The 23,072-nt window shown below is 60.1% G+C and carries 24 protein-coding genes and 2 pseudogenes; 14 read left to right on the top strand and 12 right to left on the bottom strand.

Annotation, left to right across the window (positions count from 1 at the left end; genetic code table 11):
* Window positions 1-2: 2 nt before the first annotated feature.
* Genes NTD81_RS20990 through NTD81_RS20980 form a run of 3 tightly spaced genes read right to left on the bottom strand, consistent with a single transcriptional unit; the run spans window position 3 to window position 1,342 of the window.
* Complete coding sequence (locus NTD81_RS20990) at window positions 3-191, bottom strand: DUF1289 domain-containing protein (RefSeq protein ID WP_262184693.1); 189 nt, start codon at window positions 189-191, stop codon at window positions 3-5.
* Window positions 191-715: a gamma carbonic anhydrase family protein gene (locus NTD81_RS20985; RefSeq protein ID WP_262184692.1), complete on the bottom strand. Its 525-nt coding sequence runs from the start codon at window positions 713-715 to the stop codon at window positions 191-193. The genes NTD81_RS20990 and NTD81_RS20985 overlap by 1 nt, the downstream gene beginning before the upstream one ends.
* Before the next feature lie 21 nt (window positions 716-736).
* Window positions 737-1,342 (bottom strand): CoA pyrophosphatase, encoded by a 606-nt coding sequence (locus NTD81_RS20980; RefSeq protein ID WP_262184691.1) that lies wholly within the window; start codon window positions 1,340-1,342, stop codon window positions 737-739.
* 400 nt (window positions 1,343-1,742) lie between these two features.
* Here NTD81_RS20980 and NTD81_RS20975 point away from each other — a divergent pair, with 400 nt between their 5' ends.
* The 10 genes from NTD81_RS20975 to NTD81_RS20930 all read left to right on the top strand — a co-directional run bounded on the left by NTD81_RS20975 (window position 1,743) and on the right by NTD81_RS20930 (window position 11,568).
* Entirely contained in the window at window positions 1,743-2,486 is a 744-nt protein-coding gene (locus NTD81_RS20975; RefSeq protein WP_262184690.1) for a GntR family transcriptional regulator, read from the top strand.
* A 17-nt stretch (window positions 2,487-2,503) separates the two neighbouring features.
* Window positions 2,504-3,595, top strand: coding sequence for an N-acetylglucosamine-6-phosphate deacetylase (nagA, locus tag NTD81_RS20970; RefSeq protein WP_262184689.1), 1,092 nt, complete (start codon window positions 2,504-2,506; stop codon window positions 3,593-3,595).
* Entirely contained in the window at window positions 3,592-4,614 is a 1,023-nt protein-coding gene (locus NTD81_RS20965) for an SIS domain-containing protein (protein WP_262184688.1), read from the top strand. The genes nagA and NTD81_RS20965 overlap by 4 nt, the downstream gene beginning before the upstream one ends.
* Window positions 4,615-4,624: 10 nt before the next feature.
* Complete coding sequence (ptsP, locus tag NTD81_RS20960; protein WP_262184687.1) at window positions 4,625-7,147, top strand: phosphoenolpyruvate--protein phosphotransferase; 2,523 nt, start codon at window positions 4,625-4,627, stop codon at window positions 7,145-7,147.
* 21 nt (window positions 7,148-7,168) lie between these two features.
* The gene (gene nagE, locus NTD81_RS20955; RefSeq protein WP_262184686.1) at window positions 7,169-8,899 is read left to right on the top strand and encodes an N-acetylglucosamine-specific PTS transporter subunit IIBC; all 1,731 of its coding nucleotides are present in this window, start codon (window positions 7,169-7,171) and stop codon (window positions 8,897-8,899) included.
* Between the two features lie 87 nt (window positions 8,900-8,986).
* A complete protein-coding gene (locus NTD81_RS20950; RefSeq protein ID WP_262184685.1) occupies window positions 8,987-9,544 on the top strand; it encodes an NUDIX hydrolase in 558 nt (185 codons plus the stop codon).
* Window positions 9,545-9,559: 15 nt separating this feature from the next.
* Window positions 9,560-10,063: a murein L,D-transpeptidase family protein gene (locus NTD81_RS20945; protein WP_262184684.1), complete on the top strand. Its 504-nt coding sequence runs from the start codon at window positions 9,560-9,562 to the stop codon at window positions 10,061-10,063.
* 125 nt (window positions 10,064-10,188) lie between these two features.
* The gene (locus tag NTD81_RS20940; RefSeq protein ID WP_262184683.1) at window positions 10,189-10,638 is read left to right on the top strand and encodes a MarR family winged helix-turn-helix transcriptional regulator; all 450 of its coding nucleotides are present in this window, start codon (window positions 10,189-10,191) and stop codon (window positions 10,636-10,638) included.
* Between the two features lie 214 nt (window positions 10,639-10,852).
* Window positions 10,853-11,278, top strand: a complete 426-nt coding sequence (locus NTD81_RS20935; protein WP_262184682.1) for an organic hydroperoxide resistance protein — start codon at window positions 10,853-10,855, stop codon at window positions 11,276-11,278.
* Between the two features lie 26 nt (window positions 11,279-11,304).
* Entirely contained in the window at window positions 11,305-11,568 is a 264-nt protein-coding gene (locus NTD81_RS20930; protein WP_262184681.1) for a DUF2790 domain-containing protein, read from the top strand.
* Between the two features lie 5 nt (window positions 11,569-11,573).
* Here NTD81_RS20930 and cutA read toward each other — a convergent pair whose 3' ends face one another.
* Complete coding sequence (gene cutA / locus NTD81_RS20925; RefSeq protein ID WP_262184680.1) at window positions 11,574-11,924, bottom strand: YqfO family protein; 351 nt, start codon at window positions 11,922-11,924, stop codon at window positions 11,574-11,576.
* 89 nt (window positions 11,925-12,013) lie between these two features.
* Between cutA and NTD81_RS20920 the strand changes: the two genes are divergently transcribed.
* Entirely contained in the window at window positions 12,014-12,220 is a 207-nt protein-coding gene (locus tag NTD81_RS20920; RefSeq protein WP_262184679.1) for a tautomerase family protein, read from the top strand.
* Here the strand turns inward: NTD81_RS20920 and NTD81_RS20915 are convergent, their stop codons facing one another.
* Together NTD81_RS20915 and purL are read right to left on the bottom strand one after the other, a co-directional pair.
* Complete coding sequence (locus NTD81_RS20915; protein WP_262184678.1) at window positions 12,221-12,484, bottom strand: CDGSH iron-sulfur domain-containing protein; 264 nt, start codon at window positions 12,482-12,484, stop codon at window positions 12,221-12,223.
* 18 nt (window positions 12,485-12,502) lie between these two features.
* Window positions 12,503-16,399: a phosphoribosylformylglycinamidine synthase gene (gene purL, locus NTD81_RS20910; RefSeq protein ID WP_262184677.1), complete on the bottom strand. Its 3,897-nt coding sequence runs from the start codon at window positions 16,397-16,399 to the stop codon at window positions 12,503-12,505.
* A 165-nt stretch (window positions 16,400-16,564) separates the two neighbouring features.
* Here purL and mltF point away from each other — a divergent pair, with 165 nt between their 5' ends.
* Window positions 16,565-18,031, top strand: coding sequence for a membrane-bound lytic murein transglycosylase MltF (gene mltF, locus NTD81_RS20905; RefSeq protein WP_262184676.1), 1,467 nt, complete (start codon window positions 16,565-16,567; stop codon window positions 18,029-18,031).
* Window positions 18,032-18,037: 6 nt separating this feature from the next.
* On the opposite strand, the gene tadA is transcribed toward mltF, so the two are convergent.
* The 4 genes from tadA to gstA form a co-directional block, all read right to left on the bottom strand.
* Complete coding sequence (gene tadA / locus NTD81_RS20900) at window positions 18,038-18,520, bottom strand: tRNA adenosine(34) deaminase TadA (protein WP_262184675.1); 483 nt, start codon at window positions 18,518-18,520, stop codon at window positions 18,038-18,040.
* Between the two features lie 2 nt (window positions 18,521-18,522).
* Window positions 18,523-19,893: a multicopper oxidase family protein gene (locus tag NTD81_RS20895; protein ID WP_262184674.1), complete on the bottom strand. Its 1,371-nt coding sequence runs from the start codon at window positions 19,891-19,893 to the stop codon at window positions 18,523-18,525.
* Between the two features lie 144 nt (window positions 19,894-20,037).
* On the bottom strand, window positions 20,038-20,469 hold the full coding sequence (locus NTD81_RS20890) for a carboxymuconolactone decarboxylase family protein (RefSeq protein ID WP_262184673.1): 432 nt from the start codon (window positions 20,467-20,469) through the stop codon (window positions 20,038-20,040).
* A gap of 150 nt (window positions 20,470-20,619) precedes the next feature.
* A complete protein-coding gene (gstA, locus tag NTD81_RS20885) occupies window positions 20,620-21,225 on the bottom strand; it encodes a glutathione transferase GstA (RefSeq protein WP_262184672.1) in 606 nt (201 codons plus the stop codon).
* A 104-nt stretch (window positions 21,226-21,329) separates the two neighbouring features.
* Here gstA and NTD81_RS20880 point away from each other — a divergent pair, with 104 nt between their 5' ends.
* Window positions 21,330-22,238 carry a LysR family transcriptional regulator gene (locus NTD81_RS20880; protein WP_262184671.1) on the top strand — a complete coding sequence of 303 codons (909 nt, stop codon included), beginning with the start codon at window positions 21,330-21,332 and terminating at the stop codon, window positions 22,236-22,238.
* Between the two features lie 4 nt (window positions 22,239-22,242).
* On the opposite strand, the pseudogene NTD81_RS20875 reads toward NTD81_RS20880, so the two are convergent.
* Window positions 22,243-22,638 (bottom strand): annotated as a pseudogene (locus NTD81_RS20875) (carboxymuconolactone decarboxylase family protein).
* Between the two features lie 58 nt (window positions 22,639-22,696).
* On the opposite strand from NTD81_RS20875, the gene NTD81_RS20870 reads away from it, so the two are divergent.
* The gene (locus tag NTD81_RS20870) at window positions 22,697-22,873 is read left to right on the top strand and encodes a hypothetical protein (RefSeq protein ID WP_262184789.1); all 177 of its coding nucleotides are present in this window, start codon (window positions 22,697-22,699) and stop codon (window positions 22,871-22,873) included.
* 36 nt (window positions 22,874-22,909) lie between these two features.
* Here the strand turns inward: NTD81_RS20870 and NTD81_RS20865 are convergent.
* Window positions 22,910-23,041: pseudogene (locus NTD81_RS20865) on the bottom strand (MerR family DNA-binding transcriptional regulator); the annotation flags it as partial.
* Between the last annotated feature and the right edge of the window lie 31 nt (window positions 23,042-23,072).

The raw sequence follows: 23,072 nt of genomic DNA, 5'->3' as shown, positions 1-23,072 counted from the left end.
GGTTACAGCAAAATACCTTGGGCCTGAGCACGCTCATAACAGCGTTGCAGCACGGCGCGCCGCTCAGTGTTGTCCATTTGATTCCAGCGGCTGATCTCGGCGACCGAGCGCTGGCAGCCAAGACAAATATCAGCATCGTCCAACGCACACACATGCACGCAAGGCGAAGCGACGGGGCGTGACTGTTCCATTAATCGTCCTGCGGGGTGAGTTCGCGGGCATAGCGCTGGGCGTTATGCACATAGTGGGCAGCACTGGCTTCAAGCATCTTCTTTTGCGCATCAGTCAGCTCACGCACGACCTTGCCAGGGGAGCCCATCACCAGCGAACCATCGGGGATTTCTTTGCCCTCGGCAATCAGGGTATTGGCGCCGATGATGCAGTATTTGCCGATTTTCGCGCCGTTGAGGATCACCGCGTTGATGCCAATCAGGCTGTAGTCATCCACCGTGCAGCCATGCAGCATGACTTTATGGCCAATGGTGACGCCCTTGCCGAGGGTCAGCGGGAAGCCCATATCGGTATGCAGCACGCTGCCGTCCTGCACGTTGCTGTTCTCACCGATCGTAATCAGCTCGTTATCGCCACGTAGCACCGCGTTAAACCAAACACTGGCGCCCTGCTCCAACTTAACTTTGCCGACCAGGGTGGCATTGGGTGCAACCCAACTCTCGGCATGGCATTCAACGCGGGACTGCCCCAGGCTGTACTTCATGATTGGCTCCTCAGACGTGGCTCAATTGAGCTTAATAAAGTGCTCGGGCGGCTGATGCAGATCGATATTGACGTCATCGAACACCAGATTGATGAGCTCAACCAACATGATCGCGGTCAGCCCCCATATCTTGTATTCGCCATAACGGTAGCTGGGCACATAGAAGCTCTTGCCCAGGTAATCGATACGGTGCGTGGTTTCGCGCGGATCGTCGCGAAAGAACGCCAGCGGCACGCTAAATACCGCGGCAATCTCCCCATCATTGGCCTCGTACTCGACGAAATCAGGCACCACCCCCACATAGGGCGTGACCTGAATGCCATGGCGCGAGATCAACGTACTCAGCGGCCCGACCACCTCGACCAAACCAGGAGGCAGGCCGATTTCTTCTTGTGCTTCACGCAGAGCGGTGCGGATCAGATCGACGTCCTCGGCATCGCGGCGACCGCCAGGGAATGCCACTTCACCGCTGTGGGTGGATAAGCCATCGGCGCGCAGGGTCAGCACCACTTCGGGCTCATCACTGCGGGTGATCGGCACCAGCACAGCGGCTTCTGGATAGGCATCAGCGGGCGGCAACAGGCGCGGGGTATATCCGCGCATGCGCAGGAGCAACTCGTCCAGCATGGCATTCTCAGTGAATTAGGCTGGCGCGGATAATCGCACGAAAGCGTGCCAAGCCCAAATATCCAGCCCCTGCCCTGCTGCAAAGCACGTATCGACCTGGTTTAAAGAGGCGTATCGCTAAAACCCAGCGCCAGCCAATCGGCAAACATTTGCCATCAGACCACATTAATACCACTTGCTCGATCAAGCCCCGCCCAAGCCGGCACATCCTCGTCTAACAATCCTGATTTTTATATAGGGCTCAAACACTTGAGATAGAAGCCTTTCTTAGCTAATAAACGCGTCAAAAAAGCCTGTCTTAATACCTGCTTTAAGAGACAAAAAAGTGTTATTGACATGGTATTTAGGTGGTATTAATTTCCCGGCACTCCGCTCATTCGCCCTGCCATGGACGCACTGCATGAAACACGCACTGGACTTGCTGTTGACCCTGCGCCCCGATGAAGCACAGCCCACCCCGCTGTACCTGCAACTGGCGCGCAACCTAGAAAACGCCATCCACAGCGGCCAATGGCAAGTCGACCAAGCGCTGCCCTCGGAACGCTGCCTGAGCGAAGGCCTGAAAATTTCCCGGGTGACCGCGCGCAAGGCGATGGAAGTCCTGCTGGAGCAAGGTCTGATCCGCCGCAACCAAGGCTCCGGCACCTATATCAGTCCGCGCTTAGAGCAACCGCTGTCACGCCTCTCCAGCTTTAGCGAGATGCTCCGGCAAAAAGGCTTAACCCCCAGTTCAACCTGGCTGGAGCGTTATATCGACCGCCCCAGCCATGAAGAGGTGATCCGCCTAGGCCTCTCGCCCACCGAAAAAGTCACCCGCCTGCACCGCCTGCGCAAAGCCGACGGCATGGTGATGGCGATTGAACGCAGCACGATTCCCACGCGCTTACTGCCTAACCCACAGGCCGTGGGCGACTCCCTTTATGAGCACCTCGACAGCATCAACCGCCCGGTGGTGCGCGCCTTGCAGCACATCCGCGCAATCAACGCCAGCGCTGACGATGCCGAACTGGTGGGCATCGCTCCCGGCACCGCGATGCTGTTGATGACCCGTATTGGTTACCTCGACGGCAACACGCCCATCGAGCTGACCGACACCTACTGCCGTAACGACTACTACGACTTCGTCGCCGAACTGCGACGCTGACCTCCACGGAGCCTCCCATGCTCGAAGGCAATATCCTCACAGCCAATGGCTGGGTGTTGGGCCGTCTGCATTTGGCCCATGGCCGCATCGCCCAGATCGACGGCCATCCATGCGACCCGGCCAGCAACAACGCGCCCTATCTGCTGCCGGGCTTTATCGACCTGCACGTACATGGCGGCGGTGGCCGCGACATCATGGAAGGCAGCAGCGCCTTTGCCACCATCGCCCGCACCCATCGGCGCTTTGGTACCACCTCGCTGCTGGCCACCACCATGACCGCGCCGAATATCGAGATCGCCAGCGTGCTGGCCGAACTCGGTGACTACTGCGACTTGCCCCTGGAAGATGGCGCCCGGGTGCTCGGTGTGCACCTCGAGGGGCCTTATATCAACCCCGGCAAACTCGGCGCCCAACCTAACTTTGCCCACACCGCCTTGCTTGCCGAAGTGGATGAGCATCTGCGCCGCGCGCCGATCCGCATCATCACCATCGCCCCGGAAATGGCCGGCCACCTGCCACTGATTCGCGCCCTCAGCCAACGCGGCATTCGCCTGCAAATCGGTCACAGCTTGGGCAGTTACGAAGATGGCGTGGCGGCACTGGAAGCTGGCGCCAGCGGCTTTACCCACCTGTATAACGCCATGACCGGCCTGCATCACCGCGAGCCGGGCATAGTCGGCGCCGCCCTAGCCCACGCACGCTATGCCGAGCTGATCCCGGACCTGCTGCATGTCCACCCCGGCGCGATCAAGGTCGCCCTGCGCGCCATCCCCTGCTTGTACTGCGTCACCGACTCCACCGCCGCTACCGGCATGCCCGACGGCGACTACCAGCTGGGTAGCCATACCGTGAGCAAATGCCTAGGCGGCGTGCGCCTGGCCGACGGCACCTTAGCCGGCAGCACCCTGACCATGGACCAAGCCCTGCGCAATCTGGTGCAGATCGGCTTGCCCTTGGCCGAAGCCGCGCAGCGCCTGGCGCAATTCCCTGCCGACTACCTCGGCCTGACGGATCGTGGGCGCCTGGCCGTGGGCGCTTGGGCGGATGTGGTGCAACTGGATAGAAACCTCGAAGTACAACGCGTCATTGTGGAAGGAACCTCGCCTTGACCTCTCTCATGCTTGAAGAAACGCTGTCCTGCGCCGATGTCGTGCGCCAGCAACTCAAGATCCTCGATCAACAGCTACCGTCCTTGGTTGAGCGCTTGCGTCAACAGCCTCCACAGCTGGCCTTGACGGTGGCACGCGGCAGCTCGGATCACGCCTCCAGCTACTTCGCTTACCTGTGCATGCAGCTCTTGGGCTTGCCGACGCTGTCGCTGCCAATGTCGCTTCTGACCCTGCACAACGCCCCGCTGCAAGTGCGCGGCCAAGCCGCTTTTGCCTTCTCGCAGTCCGGGCAAAGCCCCGATTTGGTCGACACCTTGCGCGGCCTGCGTGAACACGGCGCCACCAGCGTGGCCTTGGTCAATGCACCCGACTCGCCCCTGGCAGCGGTCAGTGAGTTCGCCCTGCCGTTAGGCGCTGGCGCCGAGCGCAGTGTGGCGGCGACTAAAAGCTTTGTGGCCAGTCTCACCGCCGCCGTGCGCCTGCTCGCCCACTGGCAAGGCGACGCGGCGCTACTGGACGCTGGTGCAGGTCTGGCGGATGACCTGCACAGCGCCAGCACCCTCGACTGGAGTCTGGCCAGCCACAGACTGCGCGATTGTCAGCGCTTACTGGTGATTGGCCGTGGCGCCGGCCTGGCGATTGCCCAGGAAGCCGCACTGAAGTTCAAAGAAACCTCAGCCATTCAAGCCGAAGCCTTTAGCAGCGCCGAAGTCCGCCACGGCCCCATGGCATTGATCGAAGCCCACTATCCCCTGCTGATCTTCGCCCCACGTGGCCCCGAGCAAGCCGGCTTGCTCGCTTTGGCCGCCGATATGCGCCAGCGCGGCGCCGAAGTATTGCTGGCCGCTCCCGATGATGTGCGCGAGCGCCAACTCACCTTACAACGTGCCGCGCACCCACTGCTGGACCCGATTTTGGCCATTCAAAGTTTTTACGTCATGGCCGCGCATCTGGCCCAAGCCCGCGGCATGAACCCGGATCAGCCGCGGCACCTGAGCAAAGTCACTCGCACTCACTAAGGCCATCATCATGTACAACAAGAACTTGGCACTTAAAGCGCCACTGAACGGCCCGCTGCTACCCCTAAACCGTGTTCCCGACCCGGTCTTCGCCAGCAATGCCATGGGCGAAGGGATCGCTATCGACCCCACCAGCAACCGTCTGCACGCCCCTTGCGCCGGCGTGATCAGCCATATCGCCCGGACCCGCCACGCTATCGGCATCCGCGCCAATAACGGGGTCGAGATTCTGCTGCACGTCGGCCTCGACACGGTGCAATTGCAAGGCGAAGGTTTTTCCGTGCTGGTCGAACCGGGTGAGCGGGTAATCGAAGGGCAAGCCTTGCTGTGCTTTGATCTGGATCGGGTAGCGCAGCGCTGCAAAAGCCTGATCACCGTGATGGTGGTCAACAACGCCGAGGGCTGGCAGGTGCGGCCCATGACCACGCAAACGGTCACCCTCGGCACCCCAGTACTGATGCTCAGCCCACTCGACGACACCCTCGAGCGGCCTGAAGCGCAAGCCCAAGCCAGCGTCCCCCAGCCACAAGCCCAAGGGCATGCCCGTGTTGCCCATAGCGGCGGCCTGCACGCCCGCCCTGCCGCCTTATTACGTAAAACCGCGCAAGGCTTTAGCAGCAGCTGCGAACTGCACTTTGCCGGACAGCAAACCAGCCTCGACAGCCTGCTGGGCATCATGGGCTTAGGCGTGGCAGAGGGCGAAGAGGTCGAGGTGATCTGCCGCGGCGCCGATTGTCAGCAAGCCTTAGCCGCCCTGCTCGACGCCATCGGCACCGCCCATGACAGCGCCCCCAACCTGCCACCCACCAGCATTGCGCTACCGGTTAAGGCGCAACCGGTGGCCGGCAGTCTCAGTGGTGTGTGCGCCTCGCCGGGGCTGGTCAGTGGGCCGCTGACTCTGCTGGGCAGCATCGAGTTGAGCGAGGATCACGGCGAACACAACCCACACGAGCAACACCTCGCCCTCGACCAGGCTTTGCAACAGGTGCGCCGCGACGTCCAGGCCAACCAAGTGCAAGCGGAACTACGCGATGATGAAGCCGAAGCCGCGATCTTCGCCGCCCACCAAGCCCTGCTTGAAGACCCGAGCCTGCTGGATGCCGCCGACCTGCTGATCGATCAGGGCATCTCCGCGCCCCATGCCTGGCACCGCGCGATTGAGGCCCAGCGCAACATCTTGCGTAGCCTCAACAACCCGCTGCTGGCAGAGCGCGCCAACGACCTCAGCGATCTGGAAAAACGCATACTGCGCGTGCTGCTCAACCAGCACGACGCGCTGCAAATCAGCCCCGGCGCGATTGTCGCCGCCCATGAGATCACCCCCTCGGACCTCGGCCCACTGCTCGAAAGCGGCGTCGCCGGCATTTGCATGGCCGAAGGCGGACCCACCTCCCACGTCGCCATTCTTGCCCGCAGCCGTGGCCTGCCCTGCGTGGTAGCGCTGGGGGCACAACTGCTGGAGCAAGACAGCGGGCAGATCATGGTGCTCGATGCAGAAAACGGCCGCTTGGAACTAAGCCCCAACGCGCAACGCCTAGAGCAAGTGCTCAGTTACCAGCAGCAACGCCAAGCGCGCCGCGAGCAGCAACAACACCATGCCCACGAGCCGGCCCTGACCCGCGATGGCGTGCCTATAGAAATCGCCGCCAACGTTGCTTCACACCACGAGGCCAGTGAAGCCTTGGGCAATGGCGCCGATGGCGTTGGCTTGCTGCGCACCGAGTTTCTCTTTATCGACCGTCAATACGCCCCTGATGAAACCGAGCAACAGGCGGCCTACCAAAGCGTGTTGGATGCCATAAGCCCGCAGCCGGTGATTATCCGCACCATCGATGTAGGCGGCGATAAACACCTGAGTTACCTGCCACTGCCGGTGGAAGAAAACCCTGCGCTGGGCCTGCGCGGCATTCGCTTAGGCCAAGCCCGCCCGGCCCTGCTCGATCAGCAGTTACGCGCCCTGCTCAAAGTTAAGCCATTGCAACGCTGCCGCATCCTGCTGCCGATGGTCAGCGAAGTGGATGAGCTGATCGCCATCCGTAAACGCTTAGAAGAATTGGCCGCGGAACTGAACATCAGCCAGCTGCCGCAACTGGGCGTGATGATCGAAGTGCCGTCGGCGGCCTTGCTGGCGGATCAACTGGCGCTGCATGCCGACTTTTTCTCCATCGGCACCAATGACCTGTCGCAATACACCCTCGCCATGGATCGCGGCCATGCCGGTTTAGCGCCGCGTATCGATGCTCTCCACCCGGCCTTACTGCGCCTGATCCAACAGACCTGTAGCGCCGCGGCCAAGCACCAACGCTGGGTCGGCGTGTGTGGCGCACTGGCCTCCGACACCTTAGCCACCCCGGTGTTAATCGGCCTTGGCGTGCAAGAGCTGTCGGTGGGGCCCGGCCTGATCGGTGAACTTAAAGCCCGAGTCCGTACCCTCGACGCTGCGGACTGCCGGCAACGCAGCCAGACGCTACTGAGCCTCAGCAGCGCCGCGCAAGTCAGGGAACAGTGCCACAGCTATTGGCCGCTGGTGTAATAACTAATAAGGAGAATGCGCATGCCACCCGTGATTATGGATAGTCTGCAACGCCTCGGCCGCGCCCTAATGCTGCCCATCGCCATTTTGCCCATTGCCGGCCTCTTGCTGCGCTTAGGCGATACCGATCTGCTCAACATCGCGCTGATTCACCAAGCCGGTACGGCGATCATGGCCAACCTAGGCCTGATCTTTGCCATCGGTATTGCTGTCGGCTTTGCCCGCGATAACAACGGCACCGCCGGGCTAGCAGGGGCCATTGGTTATCTGGTGCTGCTGGCGGTACTGAAAACCATCGACCCCAGCATCGACATGGGCGTGCTCGCCGGGATCATCAGCGGCCTTACTGCCGGTGCGCTGTACAACCGCTTTAAAGACATCAAGCTGCCCGAGTATCTGGCGTTTTTTGGCGGGCGCCGCTTTGTGCCCATTGCCACCGGCCTCTGTACGCTGTGCCTGGGGTTGCTGCTGGGGCTGATTTGGCCGCCGCTGCAACATGGCATCAACAGCCTGGGCCAACTGCTGCTCGACAGCGGCAGCATCGGTGCCTTCGCCTTTGGCGCGCTGAACCGCTTGCTGATCATCACGGGCCTGCACCACATCCTCAATAACCTGGTGTGGTTTGTCTTTGGCAGCTTTACCGACCCGGAGACGGGGCGCTTGGTCACTGGTGATCTGGCCCGTTACTTTGCTGGCGACCCCAAGGGCGGGCAGTTTATGGCCGGCATGTTCCCGATGATGATGTTTGGCCTGCCGGCGGCGTGCCTGGCGATGTATCGCAACGCGCGGCCAGAACGGCGCAAACTCACCGGCGGCTTGCTCCTGTCAGCCGCGCTGACATCCTTCTTAACCGGCGTGACCGAGCCGGTAGAATTTGCCTTTATGTTCCTCGCACCGCTGCTGTATCTGGTGCATGCCCTGCTCACGGGGCTGTCCATGGCGCTGACCGACTGGCTGAATATCCGCCTGGGCTTCACCTTCTCCGGTGGCGCCATCGACCTGGCTTTGGGCTGGGGCAAGTCCCATAACGGCTGGATGCTGCTGCCGCTGGGCCTGCTCTACGGCGGCCTGTACTACCTGATATTTGATCAGTTTATCCGCCGGTTTAACCTCTCCACCCCGGGACGCGAGGTACAGGAACCACGCCCCGATGAAGAGCCGGCCAGCGCTGCCACTCCTGCCGACCGCACGGCGGCTTATATCAGTGCCTTAGGCGGTGCAGCGAACCTGATCGTGATCGATGCCTGCACCACCCGCCTGCGCCTGCAACTGGCCGATCGCGAGCTTGCCAATGAGCAGCAGCTCAAAGCCTTAGGCGCCATGGCCGTGGTTAAGCCTGGCACCAGCGGCAGCTTGCAAGTGGTGGTAGGTCCGCAAGCCGATAGCCTGGCGGATAAGATCCGCCAAGCACTGCCCAACGACCTTCCAGCACCGGTACCGGCCGTGCCGCAGAGCGAAGTCGTGGTTGCAGCAGCGCCGCTGCCGCAAGTCCGCCAGTCTGAGCTAGAACCAGCCTTATTGGATAAGTGGCTGAGCGCTTTGGGCGGCAGCGACAATGTGCAGCTGATTGAGCACGTCGCCATAACCCGCATGCGCCTGCGCCTTACCGATATTAAGCGGATCAACACCGCGCAACTCTCGGCCCTCGGCGCCCTAGGGATTAGCTACCTGGATCACGGTATCTGCCACGTACTGCTCGGCGCCCAAGCCAAGCCGCTGAGCGATGCCTTGCTCGCCCATATCGCCAACTAAGTCGCGCGGCAATCAGCCAAGCCTGCTCAACCCTTGTCGAGCAGGCGCTGGCCGGCCAAGATAGGCACCTCAAACAAAGGTGCCCGCATGAAGTTCTGCAGCAACTGTAGCGCCCCCATCACACAGACGATCCCGCCCGGCGACAGCCGTTTGCGCTACAGCTGTGAGCAGTGTCATCAGGTCTTTTACGACAATCCGAAAATCATTGCCGGCTGCCTGCCCGTTTGGGGTGAGCAAGTGCTACTGTGCCGCCGCGCCATTGAACCGCGCCGCGGCTACTGGACCCTACCAGCAGGTTTTATGGAAAACGGCGAAACCGTAGCCCAAGCCGCCGCCCGTGAAACCGCTGAAGAAGCCTGTGCCCGGGTCGACAACTTGCAGCTGTATAACCTGTTTGATCTGCCCCATATCCATCAGGTGCATTTGTTCTTCCGCGCCCAGTTACGCGACCTGGATTTTGCCGCTGGCGAAGAAAGCCTTGAGGTTAAGCTGTTTAGCCAGGCGCAAATCCCCTGGTCAGAGCTGGCTTTCCCGACCATTGGGCGTACTTTAGAATGCTTCTTCGCTGACCGCCTGAGCCAGCAGTATCCGCTGCGCCTAGAGTCTCTGACCGAGCTGCGTGCCCACTTCAACCACACTCCCTGACTTGCGGATTCGACCATGCGTTGGCTGTTTATCTTCCTTTGCCTGACCACTGCTTTGCATGCCCACGCCAGCAGCACCGCGAGCCTCGATGGCAAGACCATCGACAAGGTGCTGGTGGTTAAATCCGAACGTCAATTGCACCTGATCAGCCGTGGCGACACGCTGAAGACTTACCGTATTTCCCTCGGTAAGCAGCCCAACGGCGCGAAAGAGCGCGAAGGCGACAAACGCACCCCGGAAGGCTTTTATTGGCTGGATTGGCGCAAGAACAGCGACAAGTTCAACCTCGCCATGCATGTCTCTTACCCCAATGCCCGTGACCAAGCCCGCGCCCGTGCCAAAGGGGTTTCCGCCGGCAGCATGATCATGATCCACGGCACGCCGCTGGATGAAGAATACCCAGAGTGGTACTTCAACACCCTGGACTGGACCGAAGGCTGCATCGCCATGAAGAACACCGACATGCGTGAAGTCTGGAGCTTGGTCAAAGACGGCACACTGATCGAGATTCGCCCTTAAGCCCACACCGCAAGGCTAAACGGCGCGCCTAAAAGGCCCAGTCCAGGAAATAGAGAGTGATAACAACTTGCCCGCATGCATTTTGCGCGTTAAGTTGTTTTCCTCTTAACTCCTTGGACAGTACCATGCTCGACCCTAACTCCTGCGATGCGCTCCAGCTGGACAATCAGCTGTGCTTCGCCTTGCACTCCACCTCGCTGCAAATGACCAAGGCTTACAAGCCCCTGCTGCAAAGCATTGGTCTGACCTACCCGCAATACCTGGCCATGCTGGTGCTGTGGGAACAAGACGGCATCACCGTCAGCGAGATGAGCCAACGTCTGCTTACCGACCCCGGCTCCGTCACTCCACTGCTCAAACGCTTAGAAGCAGAAGGCGTGCTACAGCGCACTCGCAGCAAAGAAGATGAGCGCGTCGTGCAGCTGCGCCTGACCGATAAGGGGCGCGCCCTGCAAGACCAAGCCCGACGTTTCCCCTCCTGCATTCTGCAAGCCAGCGGTCATAGCCTTGAGCAATTGGGCCAGATCAAAGATCAGCTGACCGCGCTGCGCGATCAATTACAGCGCCACAGCTAATTCCTCTGCGCGCCAACTGAGCCCTCCCCACAACGCTCAGCTTGGCGCCGCGCGGTCTGCTGGTTTAGTCCAGCTTCTTATTCCAAAAATATAAAAATCTATTCAGATAAACACTAATAATTATCTTGCGCGCAAAACATATGCGCACATAGAATCCTCACCAGCAGCTACTTACCACGCAAAACATTATCGAACTAACCAAAGAGGATTCACCATGCAAACCATCACCGCTCTGTATACCGCTACTACCACTGCCACCGGCGGCCGCGACGGCCGGGTCGTGTCTTCCGATGGCTTCCTCGATGTGCAACTGACCACACCCCGTGAACTCGGCGGCCAAGGTGGCAGCGCCACCAACCCCGAGCAACTGTTCGCCGCCGGCTACTCGGCCTGCTTTATCGGTGCAATGAAATACGTGGCCAGCCAGCAAAAACTCAAACTGCCTAATGACCTGTCAGTAACCGGCAAAGTCAGCGTCGGGCAGATCCCAGGCGGTTTTGGTTTGGCTGTCGATCTGCTGATCAGCCTGCCCGGTCTTGAGCGTACCAGCGCCGAGCAACTGATCTCCGCCGCTCACCAAGTCTGCCCTTACTCCAACGCCACCCGCGGCAATATCGCCGTCAACTTAGAGCTGGCGTAAGCCAGCTACCCATGAGGAGATAGATGATGAAACTTACTCTGATGAGTGTGGCTGCGCTGAGCCTGTTAGGTGGCGTAGCCAGCTTGGCCCAAGCCGAGGATATACAGCCCACCAGTGAGAACTATCACTACGGCATGGCTCTGGAGGTGGCCAAGGTGCTTTCGATTCATGAAGAGCCTGGCACCAAGAATCAGATCAGCACAGTGAAAATGCTCTACTTGGACCACAACGACCAAGTGCGCAGCGTCACTTACCTGAAACAAAGCACCAACGAACACAATCAAAATTGATCGGCCTAGACAACCCCGTCGCTGGCGCCCGAGTACTGCCAGCGACGGCTTACGGCCAAGCGCCACAGATCAAAGGCTGGCGTCTCATAGGGATGGGCCTGCTTTAACGCCTGCACCACCGCCTGTACCCGCGCATCTTCCAGCACCATCTCGACCTTCCACTCGGCCAGTTGCTCCAGCTGCCCTTGCTCGCCAATAAACGCCTGACTCCCCGGCAACGGACGGAACTGCCCCTGCCCTAGGGTTTGCCAGCAGCACTGAGCATAGTTGCCGATCTGCCCGGCGCCTGCCGCGAACAGCGCCTGCTTGACCACTTCGAGATGACTGGGCGGTACATAAAAACACAATTTGAACATCACACTTACCTCGTGGCCGCGGTCTGTTATTGAGCTGGGTCGCCACCGTTTAAGGCTCAGCCCACTGAAATCATCTGAGGATTGCGCCAATGCCTTTTATCACCCTGCGTATGACACCCGGCGCCAGCCGTGAGCAAAAAGCTCAAGTGGTCAAAGAGTTCACCGAAACCTTAGAACGGGTGCTGGATAAAAAGCCAGAATGGACCAGCATCGTCATCGAAGAGATCGCCACCGAGAACTGGGCCGTGGCCGGGCAGACCTTGCGCGATCAGCAGGAGCAACAAGCTAAAGGCTGATCAGTCGTGACGAAAGCGCCGCCAACGTTCGGCCAGGCTTTGCCCGCTACCGGCATGGCGGCCATCACAGTAAGGCAATTGTTGCGATAAGCCGCAGTGGCACAGCAGCAATAGTTGCTCGCGCTGTACCTGGATCTGCAAGCTCTGGGGACAGGAAGCAGGACAATCCGGCAAAGTGGCCGACTGCCCGCAGTGACATAAACGCAACTGGTCGCCGGGCAGTACCCGGCGGACCAGCGGACGAATCGGCGCAGGTTTATCCATCGCCTGCGCCTCCTTGGCTTAGTCGACCCAAACCCGGGCGTTGCGGAACATACGCAGCCAACCAGCATCTTCTTGCCAGTCATCCGGTTTCCACGAGTTCTGCACGGCGCGGAACACCCGCTCCGGGTGCGGCATCATGATGGTCACGCGGCCGTCGCGGCTGGTCAGACCGGTGATACCACGCGGCGAACCATTCGGGTTAGCTGGATAGGTCTCGGTCACTTTGCCGAAGTTATCGACAAAGCGCAGGGCCACGCTGCCAGACAGATCAGCTTCGAGCAGGCTTTCTTCGTTGGCAAACTCGGCATGCCCTTCACCGTGGGCGATGGCGATTGGCATGCGCGAACCGGCCATGCCGCGCAGGAAGATCGACGCCGACTCTTGCACCTGAACCATGGCCACGCGCGCTTCGAACTGCTCGGAGCGGTTGCGCACGAAATGCGGCCAGAACTCAGTGCCGGGAATCAGCTCGCTCAAGTTGCTCATCATCTGGCAACCGTTGCACACGCCCAGGGCGAAGCTGTCTTTGCGCTCGAAGAAGGCTTGGAAGCCATCACGGGCACGGCTGTTGAACAAGATCGACTTGGCCCAACCTTCACCGGCGCCCAACACGTCGCCGTAGGAGAAGCCACCGCAAGCCACCAGACCTTTGAAGTCTTGCAGGTCAACGCGGCCAGCGAGGATATCGCTCATGTGCACGTCGATGGCGCTGAAACCGGCGCGGTCAAACGCCGCCGCCATTTCCACCTGACCGTTGACGCCCTGCTCACGCAGCACGGCGATTTTCGGCCGCACGCCGGTACGGATAAATGGCGCACTGATGTCCTGATTAACGTCGAAGGTCAACTTGGCCGACAGGCCAGGGTTGTCTTCTTGCAGCAGGCCATTGAACTCCTGCTCAGCGCACTGGGCGTTGTCACGCAGGCGCTGAATCTCGTAGCTGGTTTGCGCCCACAGACGATGCAGCTCGCTGCGCTCACCCTCAAATACCGGCGCCTCGTTGTAACGCACCGAGACTTTGTTGCTGTTGACCGGCTGCCCGATCACCGCCACGCAGTCGCCTAAGCCCGCAGCGCTGAACTGCGACAGCACCAGCTCGGTGGCGTCCTGATGAACCTGAATCACGGCGCCCAGTTCTTCGTTGAACAGCACGTCCGCCACGCCGTCACGGCCTTCCGCCAGCGCATCGAGCACCAGGTTCAGACCACAGTGGCCGGCAAAAGCCATTTCCAGCGCGGTGGTCAGCAGACCACCGTCGGAACGGTCGTGGTAGGCGAGGATGTGGCCGTCGGCATTCAGGCCTTGGATTACGGCAAAGAACGCCTTGAGGTCTTCGGCGTCGTCAACGTCCGGCGCTTGCTGCGCCAGCTTGCCGTACACCTGCGCAAGGATCGAGGCGCCCATGCGGTTCTGGCCACGGCCCAGGTCGATCAGGATCAGATCGGTTTCGCCCTTATCCATGCGCAGCTGTGGCGTCAGGGTCTGGCGTACATCGTTAACCGGGGCAAAGCCGGTGACAATCAGCGACAGCGGCGAAGTCACGCTCTTGTCCTGACCTTCGTCCTGCCAGCGGGTTTGCATGGACATGGAGTCCTTGCCCACCGGAATGGTGATGCCCAGCTCCGGGCACAGCTCCATACCAACCGCCTTAACGGTGTCGTACAGACGCGCGTCTTCACCCGGGTGACCGGCAGCGGCCATCCAGTTAGCGGAGAGTTTGATGTCGCTGAGTTTTTCGATGCGCGAGGCGGCCAGGTTGGTGATGGTTTCACCAATCGCCATACGCCCGGATGCAGCGGCATCCAGCAGCGCCAGCGGGGTGCGCTCCCCCATCGCCATCGCTTCGCCGGTGTACACGTCAAAGCTGGTGGCGGTCACAGCCACGTCCGCTACCGGCACCTGCCATGGCCCGACCATTTGGTCGCGAGCGACCAAACCTGTGATGGTGCGGTCGCCAATGGTGATCAGGAAGCTCTTGCTGGCCACGGCCGGGTGTTGCAGCACGCGGCTGACGGCCTCGGCGAGCGGCACTTGGCTGGCGGCAAAGTCATCGCCCTGCTCAGCTTCACGCGTCACCGAACGATGCATGCGCGGTGGCTTGCCGAGCAGCACGTTGAGCGGCATGTCCACCGGCTTGTTGGCGAAGTGGCTGTCGGTCACGGTCAGGTGCGCTTCCTCAACCGCTTCACCGACTACGGCGAACGGGCAACGCTCACGCTCACAGATGGCTTTAAAGCGCTCGAAATCGGCGGCATCTACGGCCAGCACGTAACGCTCTTGGGATTCGTTACTCCAGATTTCGTGCGGCGCCATGCCCGGCTCATCGTTAGGCACATTACGCAGCTCGAAACGCCCGCCGCGACCGCCGTCATTCACCAGTTCAGGGAAGGCGTTGGACAGACCGCCGGCGCCGACGTCATGGATAAAGCTGATTGGGTTGGCGTCGCCCAGCTGCCAGCAGCGGTCGATCACCTCTTGGCAGCGGCGCTCCATTTCTGGGTTCTCGCGCTGGACCGAAGCAAAGTCCAGATCCGCCGAGCTGGCACCAGTGGCCATCGACGAAGCCGCCCCACCGCCCAGACCGATCAACATGGCCGGGCCACCCAGCACAATCAGCTTGGCGCCGATGCTGATCTCACCCTTCTGCACGTGCTCGGCGCGGATGTTACCCAGACCGCCGGCCAGCATGATCGGCTTGTGGTAGCCGCGCACTTCCTCACCACGAGGGGTTTGGATGGCTTGCTCGAAGGTACGGAAATAGCCAGTTAGGGCCGGACGACCGAATTCGTTGTTGAACGCAGCGCCGCCCAGCGGGCCCTCGATCATGATGTCCAGCGCGTTGACGATGCGCTCAGGCTTGCCGTACGGCACTTCCCAAGGCTGCTCGTAACCTGGAATTTGCAGGTTGGAGACAGTGAAACCAGTCAGACCCGCTTTCGGCTTAGCCCCGCGACCGGTGGCGCCTTCGTCGCGGATCTCACCACCGGAGCCAGTGGACGCACCGGGGAACGGCGCGATAGCCGTCGGGTGGTTGTGCGTCTCGACCTTCATCAGAATATGCACCGGCTCCTGCACCGCGCCGTACTGGCGGGTTTGCGGGTCCGGGAAGAAACGCCCAGCGCGGTGACCGACGATCACCGAGGCGTTGTCCTTGTACGCGGACAACACACCTTCGCTGTGCATTTCGTAGGTATTTTTGATCATGCCAAACAGGGATTTTTCTTGGCCTTCGCCGTCGATGTCCCAGCTGGCATTAAAAATCTTGTGGCGGCAGTGCTCAGAGTTGGCCTGAGCAAACATCATCAGCTCGATGTCGTGGGGGTTGCGCCCCAGGCCTTGGAAGCTGGTGAGCAGGTAATCGATTTCGTCTTCAGCCAGGGCCAGGCCCAGATCCACGTTGGCTTGTGCCAGAGCCGCACGACCGCCAGCGAGGATATCCACAGCGGTCAGCGGCTTCGGCTGAGCATTGCTGAACAGCGCGGCAGCGCCTTCAAAGTTATCCAATACCAGTTGCGTCATGCGGTCATGCAGCAGCTCGGTGACGTGCTGCACATCGGCGGCGCTGAGTTCGCCGGTGACGTAATAGGCCAGACCACGCTCGATACGTTGAATCTTGGCCAGACCGCAGTTGCGGGCAATATCGCTGGCTTTGCTCGACCACGGCGAGATGGTGCCAAAACGCGGGATGCTGAGGAACAGGCGGCCAGTTGGCTCCTGCACCGGTACGCTAGGGCCATACTTGAGCAAACGGGCCAGTACCTGCTGTTCGTCGGCGCTCAGCACGCCGGTGACATCGGCGAAATGCGCGAACTCGGCATACAGGCCGGTGACAGCGGGAACCTTGCTGGTCAGTTGTTCAAGCAGTTTGCCGTGACGAAAAGCAGAAAGAGCGGGAGCGCCGCGCAGGATCAACATCGGGAGACAGCCTCTGGGAAGGGGGTGTGCTTTGAGGCCGTGCATTCTAGCCTAAACGCTCGCCAAGGGCACCCGTGACGCTTGCCAAACCCTGCGATATCGCTAGCAGAGAAGCTATTCCCTGTCGATATATGGTCGACCTGATCGTTTGCGTATACTGCGCGGATGTTTGCCCAATCCGTTTTCCGTACCCGCTGCGCCGGCTGGCTGTCAGCGATCGGCATCCTCCTGCTGCTTAGCGGCTGTGCTGAGGAAACTAAACCCAGCACGCTAGAGCGCATTCAGGCGGAGGGTACGCTGCGGGTGATAACCCGTAACAGCCCCGCTACTTATTTCGAAGATCGCAACGGTGAAACCGGTTTCGAGTACGAATTAGTCAAGCGTTTCGCCGAAGATTTAGGCCTAAAACTGGAAATTCAGACCGCCGACAGTCTGGATGATCTGTTCAGCAGCCTAAAAAAGCCTGACGGCCCGGTTCTAGCCGCCGCGGGCTTGGTCAGCACCCCGGGGCGCAGTCAATCCGCGCTGTTTTCGGACGAGTACCTGCAAGTCACCCCGCAGGTGATTTACCGCAACGGGCAGCGTCGCCCTACCGGCCCGGAGGATTTAATCGGCAAGCGCATTCTGGTGCTCAAGGGCAGCAGCCATGCCGAGCAGCTCGCCGCGCTTAAACTGCAATATCCTGAATTGAATTACGAAGAGTCGGCCGCCGTCGAAGTGGTCGACCTGCTGCGCATGGTCGATGAAGGTCAGATCGATATAACTCTGGTGGACTCCAACGAGTTGGCCATGAACCAGGTGTATTTCCCGAACGTGCGCGTTGGCTTCGACATTGGCGAGGCGCAGAAACTGGCCTGGGCCGTGGCCCCCGGGGAAGATCACAGCCTGCTCGATGAAGTAAACGCCTTCCTTAAACGTGCCAAAGACAACGGCAGCCTGCAACGCCTGAAGGATCGTTATTACGGCCATGTCGACGTACTCGGTTATGTCGGTGCCTACACCTTTGCCCAGCACTTGCAGCAACGCCTGCCGCGTTATGAAAAATTCTTCCGTGATGCCGCCCAGGCGCACAAGATCGACTGGCGCCTACTGGCAGCCATCGGTTACCAAGAGTCGCTTTGGCAGCCCGGCGCCACGTCGAAAACCGGGGTACGCGGATTGATGATGCTGACCCTGCGCACCGCACAGGCGATGGGCGTATCCAACCGCCTCGATCCCAAGCAGAGCATCGTCGGCGGCGCCAAGTACATTGTGTATATGAAGGAACAGCTGCCGGAGAGCATTCAGGAGCCGGATCGCACCTGGTTTGCCTTAGCCGCCTACAACGTCGGCAGCGGCCACTTGGAAGACGCGCGCAAGCTGACCAAGGCCGAGGGGCTCAATCCGGATAAATGGCTGGATGTGCAGAAGATCCTGCCGCGCCTGGCGCAGAAGCAGTGGTTCAGCAAGACCCGTTACGGCTATGCCCGCGGCGGCGAGCCGGTGCACTTTGTGCGCAACATCCGCCGCTACTACGACATCCTCACGTGGGTCACCCAGCCGCAGTTGGAAGGCACGCAGTTTGCTGAAGGCAATCAGCATGTGCCTGGCATTGATAAACGCCCACAACCGCCGCAGACCACACCGCTGTAAAGCAGCTTAACGCTGCTCGCGGCGCGCCTTAAAGAAGGCGCTCAGTACCGCGCCGCACTCCTCGCCCAACACCCCGCCTTCAACCAATACACGGTGGTTGAGAAAGCTCTGGGTGAAGAACTCGCCACGGCTGTGCGCCACTCCGGCCTTAGGCTCAGTGGCGCCATAGACCACCCGCTGCACGCGTGAGTGCACGATTAAACCGGCGCACATGCTGCACGGTTCCAGCGTCACATACAGGGTGCAGCCCGGCAGGCGGTAATTGGCCAGATGCTGCGCGGCAGCACGGATGGCGACCATCTCGGCATGGGCGCTGGGATCGCTGGTGGTGATCGGGCAGTTAAAACCCCGGCCAATAATCTCGCCGTTGTGCACCACCACCGCGCCCACCGGCACCTCGCCTTTGGCTGCGCCCTGGGCCGCCAAGGCCAAGGCCTCGCGCATAAAGTGCGGGTCGCGGCTGCGATCAATAATCACCGGCTGGCGCACGCTTAAGCCACCTCGATGGAAGCCATCAGGCCGGTTTCCATGTGATCAATTACATGGCAATGGAACATCCACACCCCCGGGTTATCGGCGACCAAAGCGACCTTGGCGCGCTCGTTTTTACCCAGCAGATAGGTGTCAGTGAAATACGGGATGATGTCCTTGCGATCAGAGCTCAACACCTTGAAGGTCATACCGTGCAGATGAATCGGGTGTTGGTACTGAGTCATATTGCGCAGCTCAAAAACGTAGCTCTTACCCAACTGCAGGCGGGCGATAGGCCGGTCAGCGCAGGTCTTATCATTGATGTCCCAGGCCTTGCCATTGATCTGCCAAAAGCTGTGCGCTGCGCCCTGCTCCAAGCCCACCGACACGGCACCCGCCCACTCGAAATTAAAACGAACGGTCTCGGCGCGGGCCAAATCCGGTTCAGCCACGGGGTTCGCCGGTAACGCCGGCGGCCACGTGCCCGGCGCCTCGCTGCTGGCGACGGCACGCAGGGTGGCCAAGCGCAAAGGACCGTTACGCAGCGACAGCTCAGTGCCAGCGGTGGCCACCTTTAAGGCCAGATCGAGGCGCATGCCAGGGCCCAACCAATACTCCTTGCCCAGTGGCCGTGGCTCAACCGGGTTGCCATCAAGGGCATAAATGCGCGCCTCGGCACCGGGTAAATTCAGGCGATAGGTGTGGGTGTTATCCAGGTTCAGGATGCGCAGCCGCACCACTTGCCCAGCGGGTAAATCCAAGGTCGGCGTGGCCACGCCATTGATCGTACTGAGCCGCCCCGGTGTACCACCACGAGCCGCCTCACGGGGCACGCTAAAATCGGTAAAGGCGCCCTGCTGATCGATGTGCCAACTTTTCAAGTTCAGCGTGCGTTCATGCGCAAAGCCGGTGGCCTCACGCTCTTCCACAATCAGCGCGCCGACCAGGCCACGGCCAAGTTGCTCGCCACTGCTGACATGGGGGTGATACCAGTAGCTACCAGCATCGGGGGTTATAAAGTTGTAGTCGAAGTACTCGCCCGGCAGCACTGGGGCTTGCGACACATAGGGCACGCCATCCATGTTCAGCGGCAAACGAATGCCATGCCAATGAATGGTGGTCGGCACCTCAAGCTTATTGATAAAGCGCACGCGCAAACGCTCGCCTTGGCGACAACGCAGCTCCACACCTGGGGCTTGTCCGCCATAAGCCCAGGCCGGGGTTTTATGCCCGGCGACCAGCTCGACATCCAACGGCGCGGCGATCAGCTCATAGTCGTGAGTGGCGACATTTGCCGGGCGGCCCAGCCAATAGCGCACACCACCGGCGCCGAGACCGACCACACCAAGGCCAGCGAGGCCGATAAGCATTTGTCTGCGAGTAACGTGCATGTTGCGTCCTTAGCCCGGTGGCATCGGGGAAGTCCTGCGACGCAACAACTGCGTCATGGCAATTGCACTATCTTCTCATTTAAGCCGCCACCCTGACGACCCCGGCGAACCGTCAGGTTGCCGCAGCCCTCCTGCCACAACTCGTTACTGACGCATGCCCACGGCTAAACGGTTAAAGGCGCTCATCAAGGCGATGGCAAAACTCAGATCGGAGATTTCGGCGTCGCTGAAATACTCCTTAAGCGGGGCAAACTCGGAGTCCGGCGCATGGGTGTTGGCCACATCCACCAACGACTCAGCCCAAGCCAACGCCGCCCGCTCGCGCGCACTAAACTGACTGCTAACCCGCCAGCCGGCGAGGCTGTCCAACTTAGCCTGAGCGGTGCCGCCGGCGCGCAACGCATTGCTGTGCAACTCCAGGCAAAAAGCACAGCCATTGATCTGCGACACCCGCAGGTACACCAACTCAATCAGCGGCTTGCCGAGGCTGCTTTTATCCAAGGCCAACTTGGCCGCGCCAAAGCCCTTATAGGCATCCGGCGATAGAGTCTGGTAAGGCAAACGTTGGCTGCTCATAGATCTCTCTAAAACAAAGACCGGCTCGAGATAAGTCGGCATTGCTGCAGCATACGGAGGCGGATTAGCCGCTGACAACCGCCAACTCCCAGTCCATAGCCAAGTGGGTTAGTGAGCTACGCAGAGGTCCTGGTTATACCCGTCACCACCTCAACCAACCGCCTCAGCGTGCAGCGCAGCCTGCACTGCAGGTCGCTCGGCAATCTTGTCAAAATAGGTCAAAACTGCCGGCCAACGGCGAAGGTCGATCGCAAAAAAGCGGCACCAACCTAGCACTGTAAATAGATACGCATCAGCCACACTGAACCGCTCGCCGAGCAAAAAGGCCTGCCCTTGCAGATGAGCCTCCAGATAAGCAAAGCGCTTAAATAAGCGTTCACGAAAGTAATTTTTAGCCTCCTCAGACAACGCCTGGTTGAACAGCGGCGCGCTGCCGGCATGGATTTCACTGTTGATAAAACTCAGCCACTCCTGCAAGCGCACGCGCTGCCAACTACCCGCTGCAGGCGCCAACTGCAGCTCAGGACGTAAATCCGCCAAATACTGCACGATGGCGGGCCCCTCCGTGAGAACTTGTCCATCGCCTAACTGCAGCGCAGCGACATAGCCCTTGGGGTTGATGCGCAAAAAGTCGCGGCCATCAGCCGTTTGCTTGGTCTGGTTATTAACTTTGACCAACTCAAAGGGCAGCCCTAACTCTCGCAGCACAATGTGCGGAGAGAGCGAGCAAGTGTGCGGGGCGTAATAAAGCTTCATAAAGCCTCCCTAATGACTTAGCAGATGAGTTGCACAACATGCGTGGGCGGGCTAAATCTGTAAAATTAATCATCAACCAAATATCCATAAGCTGAGCTACTGATATGCACAACCTCACCCACTGGCGCCTATTGGTGGCTATTGCTGACTCGGCCAGCATCACCCGTGCCGCCGAGCACATGGGCATTACTCAGTCCGGTGCCAGTCAGGCTCTCAGCCAACTAGAAAGTCATCTGGGTTTGCCGTTATTCGCTCGCGCACGTCAGCAATTGAGCCTTACCGCCTTTGGTGAAGAGGTGTTGGCGCATGCCCGCCGCATGCTGCAGGAGCTGGATGCTATCCGCGCCCTGGCCGCTAACAACTTGGGCCTGGGTAGCGGGCGAATTCGCTTGGGCAGTTTCCCTTCAGTTATTGCCCATGTATTACCCGACCTGCTGCATAGCTTTGCGCAGCGCTATCCGGGGATTGAAGTGGTGGCTGTGGAAGGCACTGATGAAGAAGTCCTCGATTGGCTCGCTCAAGGTACGGTGGATCTGGGGGTGGTGCTTAATCCCAAGCGCACTCAGCACGCTCTAATTCTGGGGCGTGATCAATGGAGGGTACTGCTGTCGCACTCACACCCCTTGGCGCGCCGTGCTTTAGCCCAAGGCGTGGCGCTTAAGGAAATGGTCGATCTGCCGTTTATCCTGGCCACCGGCGGTTGCTCGGTTCACGCCCAGAGCCTGATGCAACAGGCAGGCCTTGAGCTCAATAACATTCGCCTGAGCGTTAAAGATTGGACCAGCGCCAGCGTGCTGGTCCGGGAAGGCCTAGGCGTGGCAATCCTGCCGGAGTCAACACTGCCAGCCGATATGCAACAGCTTCGGGCGCTGCCTCTGGCCCCGGTTATCCAGCGCAAATTTGCCTTGGTGCGCTCGCAAGCGGCGGCGCAAAGCTCGGTGGTGCAGGCGTTTTGGCAACATATTGCGAGTCGCCTGCCTCCCCTATCCAGTCTTAACCCCCCGCCAACATAAAGCGCTAAACCTTTGCCGAGTTGGCTCCCGCCTGAGCAAACACCTCTTTGGCCGCTGCCAAGCCATTTAGCGCTGCGGGAAAGCCTGCATAGACAGCCATCTGCATAATCACTTCCACCACCTCGACTCGCGACACCCCCACATTCAGCGCGCCTTGAATATGCACCCTAAGCTGCGGTGCGGCGTTGCCCATGGCGGTGAGTGCGGCCACTACGGCGATTTAGCGGCTGCGTAAATCCAACTGTGCTCGGCTGTAGATATCGCCGAAGGGAAACTCAATCAGGTAACGGGCAAAGTCCGGGGCAATATCTTTTAGGCTTTCGAGTACGCGCTCACCGGCTTCCCCGTCGATTTCGCGCAGCTTGCTCAGGCCGCGCTCGTAGCGATTCAGCGTGTTCATCGGGATTATCTCCAACAGTTTCGATCGGCGGCGATGGGGACAACTCAAGCGCTTGGTAATGCTCGATTTTCGCCTGCACGGTTTGAGCGCATTGCTGCAGCACCTGAATCTCGGCCAACACGTCAGCCAAGTGGGTTTGCAGCAGTTGCCGCCGCGCCGGGACCGTGACCTCCCCCTCGCCTCGCAAGGTCGCGAACAACTGCATGGTGCCGATGGGCATATGAGTCGTGCGTAACCGCAAGAGGAAGTCGATCCAGGCCATGTCTCTGCTTGCATACCGCCGCTGCCCACCACTGGCCCGTGCCACCGGTGCAATCAGACCGATACGCTCGTAATAGCGCAGGGTATGCACCGACAGGCCGGTACGCTTAGCAACTTGGGCAATGCTCAGATCGACTTCCATAAAACGATCCTAAAAGTTAGAGCGCGCTCTA

It is taken from the genome of Pseudomonas sp. 5P_3.1_Bac2 (genome assembly GCF_025465995.1).
In the GTDB taxonomy this organism is placed as follows: Bacteria; Pseudomonadota; Gammaproteobacteria; order Pseudomonadales; family Pseudomonadaceae; genus Aquipseudomonas.
Note: the sequence above shows the minus strand (reverse complement) of the source record. Positions and strands in the feature narration are given on the sequence as shown.

Bases quoted from the DNA above. Each gene is read 5' to 3' on its own strand.
- purL (WP_262184677.1), bottom strand. From the start codon at position 16,399: ATGTTGATCCTGCGCGGCGCTCCCGCTCTTTCTGCTTTTCGTCACGGC.
- mltF (WP_262184676.1), top strand. From the start codon at position 16,565: ATGTTTGCCCAATCCGTTTTCCGTACCCGCTGCGCCGGCTGGCTGTCA.
- NTD81_RS20880 (WP_262184671.1), top strand. From the start codon at position 21,330: ATGCACAACCTCACCCACTGGCGCCTATTGGTGGCTATTGCTGACTCG.
- NTD81_RS20975 (WP_262184690.1), top strand. From the start codon at position 1,743: ATGAAACACGCACTGGACTTGCTGTTGACCCTGCGCCCCGATGAAGCA.
- NTD81_RS20895 (WP_262184674.1), bottom strand. From the start codon at position 19,893: ATGCACGTTACTCGCAGACAAATGCTTATCGGCCTCGCTGGCCTTGGT.
- NTD81_RS20870 (WP_262184789.1), top strand. From the start codon at position 22,697: ATGCTCGATTTTCGCCTGCACGGTTTGAGCGCATTGCTGCAGCACCTG.
- NTD81_RS20945 (WP_262184684.1), top strand. From the start codon at position 9,560: ATGCGTTGGCTGTTTATCTTCCTTTGCCTGACCACTGCTTTGCATGCC.
- NTD81_RS20990 (WP_262184693.1), bottom strand. From the start codon at position 191: ATGGAACAGTCACGCCCCGTCGCTTCGCCTTGCGTGCATGTGTGTGCG.
- NTD81_RS20950 (WP_262184685.1), top strand. From the start codon at position 8,987: ATGAAGTTCTGCAGCAACTGTAGCGCCCCCATCACACAGACGATCCCG.
- nagA (WP_262184689.1), top strand. From the start codon at position 2,504: ATGCTCGAAGGCAATATCCTCACAGCCAATGGCTGGGTGTTGGGCCGT.
- NTD81_RS20915 (WP_262184678.1), bottom strand. From the start codon at position 12,484: ATGGATAAACCTGCGCCGATTCGTCCGCTGGTCCGCCGGGTACTGCCC.
- NTD81_RS20920 (WP_262184679.1), top strand. From the start codon at position 12,014: ATGCCTTTTATCACCCTGCGTATGACACCCGGCGCCAGCCGTGAGCAA.
- NTD81_RS20890 (WP_262184673.1), bottom strand. From the start codon at position 20,469: ATGAGCAGCCAACGTTTGCCTTACCAGACTCTATCGCCGGATGCCTAT.
- NTD81_RS20930 (WP_262184681.1), top strand. From the start codon at position 11,305: ATGAAACTTACTCTGATGAGTGTGGCTGCGCTGAGCCTGTTAGGTGGC.
- ptsP (WP_262184687.1), top strand. From the start codon at position 4,625: ATGTACAACAAGAACTTGGCACTTAAAGCGCCACTGAACGGCCCGCTG.
- NTD81_RS20980 (WP_262184691.1), bottom strand. From the start codon at position 1,342: ATGCTGGACGAGTTGCTCCTGCGCATGCGCGGATATACCCCGCGCCTG.
- gstA (WP_262184672.1), bottom strand. From the start codon at position 21,225: ATGAAGCTTTATTACGCCCCGCACACTTGCTCGCTCTCTCCGCACATT.
- NTD81_RS20985 (WP_262184692.1), bottom strand. From the start codon at position 715: ATGAAGTACAGCCTGGGGCAGTCCCGCGTTGAATGCCATGCCGAGAGT.
- NTD81_RS20940 (WP_262184683.1), top strand. From the start codon at position 10,189: ATGCTCGACCCTAACTCCTGCGATGCGCTCCAGCTGGACAATCAGCTG.
- cutA (WP_262184680.1), bottom strand. From the start codon at position 11,924: ATGTTCAAATTGTGTTTTTATGTACCGCCCAGTCATCTCGAAGTGGTC.
- nagE (WP_262184686.1), top strand. From the start codon at position 7,169: ATGCCACCCGTGATTATGGATAGTCTGCAACGCCTCGGCCGCGCCCTA.
- NTD81_RS20935 (WP_262184682.1), top strand. From the start codon at position 10,853: ATGCAAACCATCACCGCTCTGTATACCGCTACTACCACTGCCACCGGC.